Raw genomic sequence first — 8,974 nt, forward strand, 5'->3', positions numbered from 1 at the left:
GTGGGGGGGTAGCTACAGCTCTAAAATTAAAAAATAAAAAATTATATTTTTTGTTTTGGGTTGGGGTCGAAACCCGGCCGGGGGGGCGGCCGTGGGGGGCCGGCCCCGCCGGGACCATCCGGGGAGGTGACGGGGGATCAGAACAGCGTGTGGGCCCGCGGGTGGCGCTGCTGGTCCTCCGCGACCAGACGGTCCATCACCCCGGGCATCGCCTCGACGCCGCCGGCCTTGGTCGGCGAGGTCCGCGCGTCACCGTGCACGACCACGGTCGGCAGCTCGTTGATGCCGTGGCGGACGAACAGTTCGGCCGCCTCGTCCACCGCCTTGGACACCTGCTGCGAGCCGTAGGCCTCGCGGAAGCGCTGCTGGTCGACGCCCTGGCGCTGCGCCCAGGCGGTGGCGGTGGCCTCGGTGGTGAGGTCCTGGTCCTCGGTGTGGACGGCCCGGAAGGCACCGGCCTGCAGGCGGTCGACCAGGCCGAGCCGCTCCAGCGTGTAGTACAGCCGGGCGTGCCCGCGCTGCGCGGTCTCCTCGCGGCTGCCCGGCCAGATGGCCGGCACCCGGCGCAGGTCGACGTCGGCGCGGTGCCGCTCGGCCCAGGCCTGCAGCGGCTGCTCCAGCGCCTGCGAGTGGCTGCAGTCGTACCAGAAGAACTCCAGCGCCTCGGTGCGGGCGCTCTCCCGCACCGGCTGGATGGTGTTGAGGTGGGAGAACGGGGTGCCCTCGCGGGGCGGCTGGTGACTGACGGCGGCGGCCTGGAGGGGGGACGCGGCGATCCCGGCGGCGACGGCCAGCAACAGGGAGGTTCGAAGGATCGGCTTCACACCGGGAGTGTGACCCGTGACGAGGCGTCAACGGCCTGTCGTCCCGGTGCGTCGGGCCGGGATTCGCCTGAACAGCGCACCCGACCCGGCGCACCGGGACGCGTCGGCCGCGTCAGCCGCGCCCGCGCGGTCCGCCGCGGTCGCAGACCTCGTTGAACAGGCGCTGCCAGGCGTCGGCCACCACGTCGAGATCGCAGTGGGCCAGCGCGTGGGCGCGGGCGGCGGCGCCGAGTCCGGCGCGGTCGCCGGCCAGCACCCCGGCCAGCGCCTCGGCGAGGGCGAGCGGGTCGCCGGGGGCGACCAGCGTGCCGGTGACCCCGTCCCGGACCACCGAACCGACCCAGCCGACGTCGGTGGCGACGGCCGGCAGGCCGGCCAGCGCGGCCTCGATCAGCACCCCGGGCACCCCCTCGCTGTCACTGCTGAGCAGCACGGCGTCGGCGGCCCGGTAGAGCGGCGCCGGGTCGGCGAGGGTGCCCAGGAAGTGGGCCCGGGCGGCGGCCGGATGTCGCTCCAGGGCGGTGCGTTGCGGGCCGTCGCCGGCCACGGCGAGCCGCACGTCGGGGAGCCGGTCGAGGGCGTCGAGGGCGAGGTCGAGGCGCTTCGCGGGGGCGATCGGGCCGAGCCAGGCGACCAGCAGGCCGTCCGGCGGCAGGCCCAGCGACTGCCGGGCGGCGCGCCGGTCGGCCTGCCCCTGCGCGGGCGGGTAGCGGTCGGCGGCACGGGCGTTGGGGATGGTGCGGACGGTGGCGGCGGGCAGCCGGAAGTGTTCCACGAGCAGGTCGCGCGCCCCGTCGGAGAGGGCGGTGACGGCGGCGGCGCGGTGCAGCAGGGCGCCGGTGCGCAGCCTGCGGACCGGGCCGGCCGTCCAGTTCCGGGGGTCGCCGATGGAGGCGTAGACGAACGGGGTGCGGGTGCCGGCGAGGGCGAGGGCACAGGCGGGGAGGGTGGCGGCCCCGTGGGCGACCACGAGGTCGGCGGTGCGGGCGGCGGCGCGCAGGGCGCCGAGGGTGCGCGGGTGGAGCCGGCCGGGGCCGAGGACGGTGGTGCGGGAGTCGGGGGCGTCCGGGTGCGGGGCGAGCGCGCGCAGGGCGGAGGCCTGGCCCCGGCGGCGCAGTTCGCGGTGGAGGTCGTGGGCGAGGTTCTGGGCGCCGCTGCGGCGTGGATCGGTGATGAGGTGGAGGATGCGGGGGCGGGTTCCGGTCACCTTGACCGGTGTCGCGTCAGGCATGGGAACGACCTTGGCACAGCCTCCGGCCAGGGACGACCCCTTGGCGCAACCCGGCGGTGGTCCGCACGCCAGCGCGGGTACTCCTGAAAAGCGCCGGACGGGAGCCGTCGTGCGCCCTTCGAGGGGCCAACGCGCCCTGCTGCACGCTGTCGTCCGCCCCCGGACGGTTCGCCACCGGCCCTCCGACACCGCTCCGGGTGTGACCTAATCGCTGGCGGGCACCGACCGCGACCTGCGATGCTGAGCGGCAGTCAGGGCGCCGTCCCGGCACGGGAGAACGGGCGCGCCCAGGAGGGCGGGGGTTGGCCTGTGCATGTGCTCTATGTGATCGACAGCGTGAGCCGGGCCGGCGGGGCCGAGCAGGGCCTGATGGCGATGGCCCCCCAACTGACGCGGGCCGGGGTGAAGCTGGACGTCGCCTACCTCAAGGACTCCCCCGGCGGCTTCCAGCCGGAGCTCACCGCGGCCGGCGCCGAGGTGTTCGGGGTCGGCCGGCCGACCCGGGGGCGCACGGCCGCCGCCCTGCACCGACTGGTCCGCGAGCGCCGCCCGGACCTGGTGCACACCACACTGTACGAGTCGGACGTGCTCGGCCGGGCCGCCGCGCTGGCCGCCCGCACCCCGGTGGTGACCACCCTGGTCGACGCCTCGTACGGCCCCGAGCACCGCAACGCGCGCGGACTGAGCCCGTGGAAGGTGCGGGCCGCGCAGACCGTGGACGCGGCGACCGCGCAGGGCACCCGGCGCTTCCACGCGCTGACCCGCTACGTGGCCGGGGCGATGGCGCGCCGCCTGCGCGTGCCGTACCAGCGGATCGACGTGGTGCCGCGCGGGCGCGACCCGGAGCGCCTCGGCACGGTGACGCCGGACCGGCGGGCCGCCGTGCGCACCGCGCTGGAGCTGCCCCCGGAGGTGCCGGTGGTGCTGGCGGCGGCCCGTCAGCAGTACCGCAAGGGCCTGGACGTGCTGCTGGAGGCCTGGCCGGAGGTGCTGCGCGCGGAGCCGGAGGCGGTGCTGCTGTTGGCCGGCGGCGAGGGCACCGAGAGCGAACGGCTGCGGGCGCTGGCCTCGACGACGGCCGGGGTGCGCTTCCTCGGGCCGCGCGACGACGTGTTCGACCTGATGGCGGCCTCCGACGCGTTCGCCGTGCCGTCCCGCTGGGAGGGGCTGGGCAGCGCGGCGCTGGAGGCGATGGGCGTCGGCGTGCCGCTGGTCGCCGCCGACGTGCCGGCGCTGCGCGAGACGGTGGGCTCGGAGGACTACGCGCGGCTGGTGCCGCCGGAGCGGCCCGCCGCGCTGGCGGAGGCGCTGACCGACACCTTGCAGGACCGGGCCTCGGCGCGGGTGCGGGCGAAGTCCGCGCGGGCGCGGTTCCTGACCTCCTTCACGCTGCACCGGGTGTCGGCGCAGATGGTGGAGTTCTACGAGCGCTCGCTGCGCCTGCGGGTGGTCTGACGCCCGCCGGACGGGAACCGCCGAAGTGCCCGCGCCGCGCGTCGGGGCCCGACGCGCGGAGCCGGGGCCGGTTCCGGTCCCACCGCACCGGCGTGCGCCGACGCGCTGCGCGCCGACGAGATCGGCTCGCGCCGTCGCGTCCACCCGTCGGTGCGGCGCCGGTGCGCCGGCGCCCGTCCCGGGCAGGCGCGGGCGGTGGTCCGGATCCAGCCGTACGCGGAGCGTCCGGGCGGCGCCCGAGCCGTCGGCACCGTCCCGCGGTCCCGTTACGCGGTTCGGGTGACGCCGGTTGGACCGCGGGCCCGCCCGGTCGGCAGGATGACCGGCCGGGACCCGTGGTCCCGCCCCACCCTCCCCCGTACCGTTTGGAGTTCCCGGTGTTCAAGGGATTCCGCAGCTTCCTGCTGCGTGGAAACGTGGTCGACCTGGCCGTCGGCATCGTGATCGGCGCGGCCTTCACGGCCGTGGTCACCGGGTTCGTCACGGCGTTCCTCACCCCGTTGGTCGGGGTGGCGACGGGCGCGGTCGGCGACTTCACCGAGAAGACCTTCGAGGTGGCGGGCGCCCGCTTCCCGTACGGGGTCTTCGTCAACGCGCTGATCGGCTTCGTGCTGGTGGCCGCGGTGATCTACTTCGTCGTGGTGGTGCCGGTCGGCAAGCTCCAGGCGAAGCTGGCGGGCGCCGAGCCGGAGCCGGTCGCCAAGGAGGACTGCCCGGAGTGCCTGAGCCGGATCCCGGTCGCGGCGGTGCGCTGCTCGTTCTGCACCACCGAGGTGGCCGGCCGCCCGGGCTTCCCGGCCCAGCGCGGACCCGTCGAGCCGCCCGCCGCGAAGACCGGCGGCAAGAGCACCGGGAAGACCGCCGCGAAGGCCGCCGAGCGCGGCGCCGAGCAGGGTGGCGAGCAGGCGGCGGAGCAGTCCGCCGAGCAGGCCGCCCCCGCGCGCTGAACGGTCTCCGGCCGCGCTGACCGCGGCCCGCGAAAGACCTGACGGGGACTTTATTCCCGAAACATTCACGAGCCCCCGCCGCGCCCCCGGCGGGGGCTCGAATGCGCCGGTGCACGCCCCGCCCGCAAAAGTTTCTTCGACGGTCCCCGAACCGTCCACCGGCCCGTCACCGCACGGGCCTTCGGCACCCCCGTCCGGACCGCGTTCGAACCCCCCGAGCCACCGGACAGTGGCCGGAAGTCGCCGCCGGAATGTCCGTTCTTCCCACTTTCGAAACTTTTGTTCGAGCGAAGCTTGTGTAAACACTCGAACTGCTCCGCCTCCCAGTCTCCTCAGCAGGCGCGTTGTGGGCTTACCGTATGCCCCATGACCTCGCCCCGCTCCTACGACGGAGTCGGCTACCCCTCTCCGTCCTTCTCCTCCGGCACGCCCATCTACGACAGCCTCGTCGCAGAACGCGGTGTCCCGCAGATCGCCCCCATCAACGTGCCGGCCGCCCTGCCGCCGGCCCTGTCGACCGGTTACGGATCCGGCCTCTCCGGCCCGTCCTACGAGAACAACCGGTACGGCACCGGGTACGACGCCCCCGGCGGCAACCTCCCCGCCCTGCCGCCCGCCCGCCTCGCCCTGGGCCCCGGCCCGAGCAGCGCGCCGTCCTCCGGCCCGGCCACCGCGTACATCCCGGCGCAGCCCGCGCCCGCGTACGCCGCCGCGCCGCAGCCGCCGGTCCCCGGCTACGGCGGCCCGCAGCCGTACCTGCCCGGCCAGCGCCCGCAGACCCCGCCCCCGGGCTTCACCCAGGCCGCCACCGGCGGGTACCAGCCGTCCGGCGGTCAGAGCTTCGGCGGCCAGAACACCTTCGTCGGCGGCCACGGCGGTCCGCAGACCTTCGGCGCGCAGCCGGCCGGCGACCCCACCGGTCCGCACGGCGCCGGCCAGCCCCAGGGCCCGCAGTCCTTCGGCGGCCCGCAGGGCTTCGGCGGCCCGGGCAGCCAGCCCGGCGGCTTCGGCGGCTCCGGCGACCAGTCCTTCGGCGGCGCCCAGCTGCGCCCGGCGGTCACCCCGGTCGCCCCGGTCCGCCCGATGCAGCCGCAGCGGCCCGGCCCGTACGGCGAGCCCGGCCAGTTCCAGCAGGGCTACCAGCCGCAGGCGCAGGGCTACTGACGCCTTCCGGGCCGGCCCCCTCCGGCCCGCACCCGCACCACCTAGCACCACCCGGCGCACCCACATCCGCCGGGCGTACGGAGAAACGGGTCATCCACGGACCGCCCGGAACGCCGCCCCACCGGCGTCCCGGGCGGTCCGTGCGCATTCGGGCACCCTCCGGGGAGGGCACCCGGGACGTCTCGGGCCGCATCGGGGCGCGTCGGTTCGCGTCGGCGGCACGTCGGTCCACGTCGGGGGCACGTCGGTCCACGTCGGGGGCACGTCGGCGGCACGTCCGGGCGCCGACCGCGGGCGCCGGCGGTCCGCGCACGGCTGGCAGGATGGAGGAATGCAGCTCACCGGACTCCACGTCTACCCCGTCAAGTCCATGTACCGCCTGAGCCCCGAGAGCGCCCGCGTCGAACCGTGGGGCCTGGCCGGCGACCGGCGCTGGATGCTCGCCGACGCCACCGGCCGGTTCGTCAGCCAGCGCGAGAACGCCGCCCTCGGGCAGGTCCGCGCCGAGCTCACCCCCGCCGGGACCCTCGTGCTCACCACCGCCGACGGCTCGCGCGCCGAGATCCCCGCCCCCGCCGTCGCGGCCGGCGACCAGCTCGCCGACGTCGAGGTCTGGGGCACCCGCTTCCACGCCGTCGAGGCCGACAAGGAGAGCCAGCTGTGGATCGCCGAGCACGTCGGCGACTACCGGCTGGTGCACCTGGACGACCCGCGCGCCCGGCCCGCCGACCCCCAGTTCTCCTCCCCCGGCGACACCGTCTCGATGGCCGACGGCTTCCCGCTGCTGCTCACCACCACCGCCTCGCTCGCCCGACTCAACGCGCTGATCGCCGCCGAGCACCCGGACGGCCACGAGCAGCTGCCGATGGAGCGGTTCCGCCCCAACGTGGTGGTCTCCGGCAGCGAACCCTGGGCCGAGGACGGCTGGCGGCGGATCCGGATCGGCGAGCTCACCTTCCGGGTGGTCAAGCCCTGCGGGCGCTGCGTGGTCACCACCACCGACCAGGAGAGCGGCGAGCGGCGCGGCCCGGAGCCGCTGCGCACCCTGGCCCGGCACCACCGGCTGCTGAAGAAGGCGGCGTTCGGGCAGAACCTGATCCCCGAGCGCCCGGCCGGCGTCGAGGACGACGTGCTCGGCACGCTGCGGCTCGGCGACGAGGTCGAGGTGCTGGAGGACGGCGCGCACTGGCCGGCCGACCTCAGGGTCTGACGGCGGGCGCCGGGCGGTGCGCTCCCGTTCCCGCACCCCCGTCCCGGTACCGGACGTGTGCGCGCTCGTTGAAGCAGGTATTGGCGCACGCCGTGGGGCCGCGTCGCCCGGCCGCCCCGCCCGGCCCGCGCGGCCGGATCACCCGCGCGGGCGCGCTACGGTGGGCGGACGACCCGCGCACCCCGGTGCGCCGCGTCCGGGCGCGCCGCGTCCGCGTGCGTCCGGTCCGCAGATCACCGGCTCGATGAAGGTGGGGACGACAGACCGTCATGGCTGAGCACAGGGTCCGGGTCACCCAGGACAGCGCATCCCGCTGGCGGCGCCGCGCCGGCGAGTACGACACGCTCACGGAGGCCCTGGCGGCCGCCGAGCCGGGCGACACGGTGACCGTGCGTCCGGGCACCTTCCGGGAGAACGTGGTCGTGGACAAGGCGGTGACGCTCGCCGCCGCCCAGGGCCCCGGCAGCGTCCGGATCGACCCGCCGGGCGGGGTCCCGCTCACCGTGACCGCCGCGGCGGTGGTCCGCGACCTGGTGATCGAGGGCAGCGACCGCTCCGTGCCCGCCGTCCTGGTGACCGGGCCGGACGCGACCCCCGCGTTCACCGGCTGCCGGGTGGAGACCCACTCGGCCGCCGGGGTCGAGGTGACCGACGGTGCCCGGCCGACCCTGAAGGGCTGCGTGGTGGCCAACCCGGACGGCCTCGGGCTGCGGCTGCGCGGCGCGGGCACCGCCGCCGCCTTCGAGGACTGCGAGGTCGCCGTCGCCGGGCAGGCCGGGCTGGCGGTGCTCGGCGGCGCGACCGCCGCGCTGGACCGCTGCCGGGTGCACCATGCCGCCGGCGCGGGCGTCCTGCTCTCCGACCCGGGCAGCGCGGCCGAGCTGACCGGCTGCGAGATCTACGAGATCCGCGGCAGCGGGGTGCAGGCCGAGGCCCAGGCGGGCGGGCGGCTGGTCGACTGCGACATCCACCGGGTCACCGGCAACGGGCTCACCCTCGACGGCGAGGCCGAACTCGTGCTCACCGGCTGCCGGGTGCACGACGTGCCGGAGAACGCCGCCGACCTGCGCGGCCGGGCCCGGCTGAGCCTCGCCCACTCCACCGTGCGGGACTTCGGGCGCGGGGCGCTGTCGGTCTGGGACCAGGGCACCGAGGCGAGCGCCGAGTCCTGCCAGATCCACGGTTCGAACGGCGAGTACCCGGCGCTCTGGGTGAGCGACGGCGCCCGGCTCACGCTCACCGACTGCGCGCTGCACGACCTGCCGGACGCACTGTTCGTCCTGGACCGCGACTCCGCGGCCGTCGCCGAGGGCTGCTCGTTCAGCCGGATCCGCAGCTCGGCGGTGTCGGTCAGCGGCGGCGCCACCGTGACGCTCACCGGCTGCCGGGTCCAGGAGGCGGGCACCGGGCTCTGGTTCCGCGACCACGGCAGCGGGGGCGTGCTCACCGGCTGCGAGATCTCCGACGTGGCCACCGGCGTGATCGTCACCAAGGGCGCCGACCCGGTGCTGCGGGACTGCACCGTGCGGGCCGGTTCGGACGCCGGCGTCTACGTCTCCGCCCAGGGCCGGGGCACCTTCGAGGACTGCCGGGTCTCGCACGGCAAGGGCTTCGGCTTCCACATCATCGACGGCTGCCGGACGGTGCTCACCCGGTGCCGGGCCGAGCAGAACGAGCGGGCCGGTTTCGAGTTCTCCGAGCCCGGACCGGTCGTCGAGGGGTGCACCTCGGACGACGTCCCGGCGGCGTCGGCCGCGGCCCCCGAGATCCCCACCCCGCGCACCCAGCCGGCGCCCACCACCGCACCCTTGGCGTCCTCCGCGCCCACCGCCACGGCCGCCGCGGCGGTGATCGGCCCGATCCCGGACTGCCGGCCCGCCGACGAGGCGCTGGCCGAACTCGACGGGCTGGTGGGCCTGGCCACCGTCAAGCAGGAGGTGCGCACGCTGATCGACCTCATCTCGGTCGGCCGGCGGCGCCGGCAGGCCGGGCTGAAGGCGCCCTCGCTCCGCCGCCACCTGGTCTTCACCGGCGCCCCCGGCACCGGCAAGAACAAGGTGGCGCGGCTGTACGGCGAGATCCTCGCCTAGCTCGGGGTGCTTCAGCGCGGCCACCTGGTCGAGTTGGCCCGGGTGGTCCTCGT

General features: G+C 76.1%; 7 protein-coding genes. 5 read left to right on the top strand and 2 right to left on the bottom strand.

The window, feature by feature from the left end; genetic code table 11:
* Positions 1–137: 137 nt before the first annotated feature.
* On the bottom strand, positions 138–824 hold the full coding sequence (locus ACFXAM_RS35855; protein WP_380297778.1) for a DsbA family protein: 687 nt from the start codon (positions 822–824) through the stop codon (positions 138–140).
* 112 nt (positions 825–936) lie between these two features.
* On the bottom strand, positions 937–2,055 hold the full coding sequence (locus ACFXAM_RS35860) for a glycosyltransferase (RefSeq protein WP_380297780.1): 1,119 nt from the start codon (positions 2,053–2,055) through the stop codon (positions 937–939).
* Positions 2,056–2,379: 324 nt separating this feature from the next.
* Here ACFXAM_RS35860 and ACFXAM_RS35865 point away from each other — a divergent pair, with 324 nt between their 5' ends.
* From ACFXAM_RS35865 to ACFXAM_RS35885, 5 genes are all read left to right on the top strand, one after another.
* The gene (locus ACFXAM_RS35865) at positions 2,380–3,510 is read left to right on the top strand and encodes a glycosyltransferase family 4 protein (protein ID WP_380297781.1); all 1,131 of its coding nucleotides are present in this window, start codon (positions 2,380–2,382) and stop codon (positions 3,508–3,510) included.
* Positions 3,511–3,887: 377 nt separating this feature from the next.
* The gene (gene mscL, locus ACFXAM_RS35870) at positions 3,888–4,457 is read left to right on the top strand and encodes a large conductance mechanosensitive channel protein MscL (protein ID WP_380297783.1); all 570 of its coding nucleotides are present in this window, start codon (positions 3,888–3,890) and stop codon (positions 4,455–4,457) included.
* Positions 4,458–4,823: 366 nt separating this feature from the next.
* A complete protein-coding gene (locus tag ACFXAM_RS35875; RefSeq protein WP_380297785.1) occupies positions 4,824–5,621 on the top strand; it encodes a DUF6643 family protein in 798 nt (265 codons plus the stop codon).
* 331 nt (positions 5,622–5,952) lie between these two features.
* Positions 5,953–6,831, top strand: coding sequence for an MOSC domain-containing protein (locus ACFXAM_RS35880; RefSeq protein ID WP_380297787.1), 879 nt, complete (start codon positions 5,953–5,955; stop codon positions 6,829–6,831).
* A 269-nt stretch (positions 6,832–7,100) separates the two neighbouring features.
* Complete coding sequence (locus ACFXAM_RS35885; RefSeq protein WP_380297789.1) at positions 7,101–8,921, top strand: right-handed parallel beta-helix repeat-containing protein; 1,821 nt, start codon at positions 7,101–7,103, stop codon at positions 8,919–8,921.
* Positions 8,922–8,974: the final 53 nt, after the last annotated feature.

The sequence above is a fragment of the Kitasatospora sp. NPDC059462 genome (assembly GCF_042749955.1).
GTDB lineage: Bacteria > Actinomycetota > Actinomycetes > Streptomycetales > Streptomycetaceae > Kitasatospora.

Bases quoted from the DNA above. Each gene is read 5' to 3' on its own strand.
- ACFXAM_RS35860 (WP_380297780.1), bottom strand. From the start codon at position 2,055: ATGCCTGACGCGACACCGGTCAAGGTGACCGGAACCCGCCCCCGCATC.
- ACFXAM_RS35875 (WP_380297785.1), top strand. From the start codon at position 4,824: ATGACCTCGCCCCGCTCCTACGACGGAGTCGGCTACCCCTCTCCGTCC.
- ACFXAM_RS35880 (WP_380297787.1), top strand. From the start codon at position 5,953: ATGCAGCTCACCGGACTCCACGTCTACCCCGTCAAGTCCATGTACCGC.
- ACFXAM_RS35885 (WP_380297789.1), top strand. From the start codon at position 7,101: ATGGCTGAGCACAGGGTCCGGGTCACCCAGGACAGCGCATCCCGCTGG.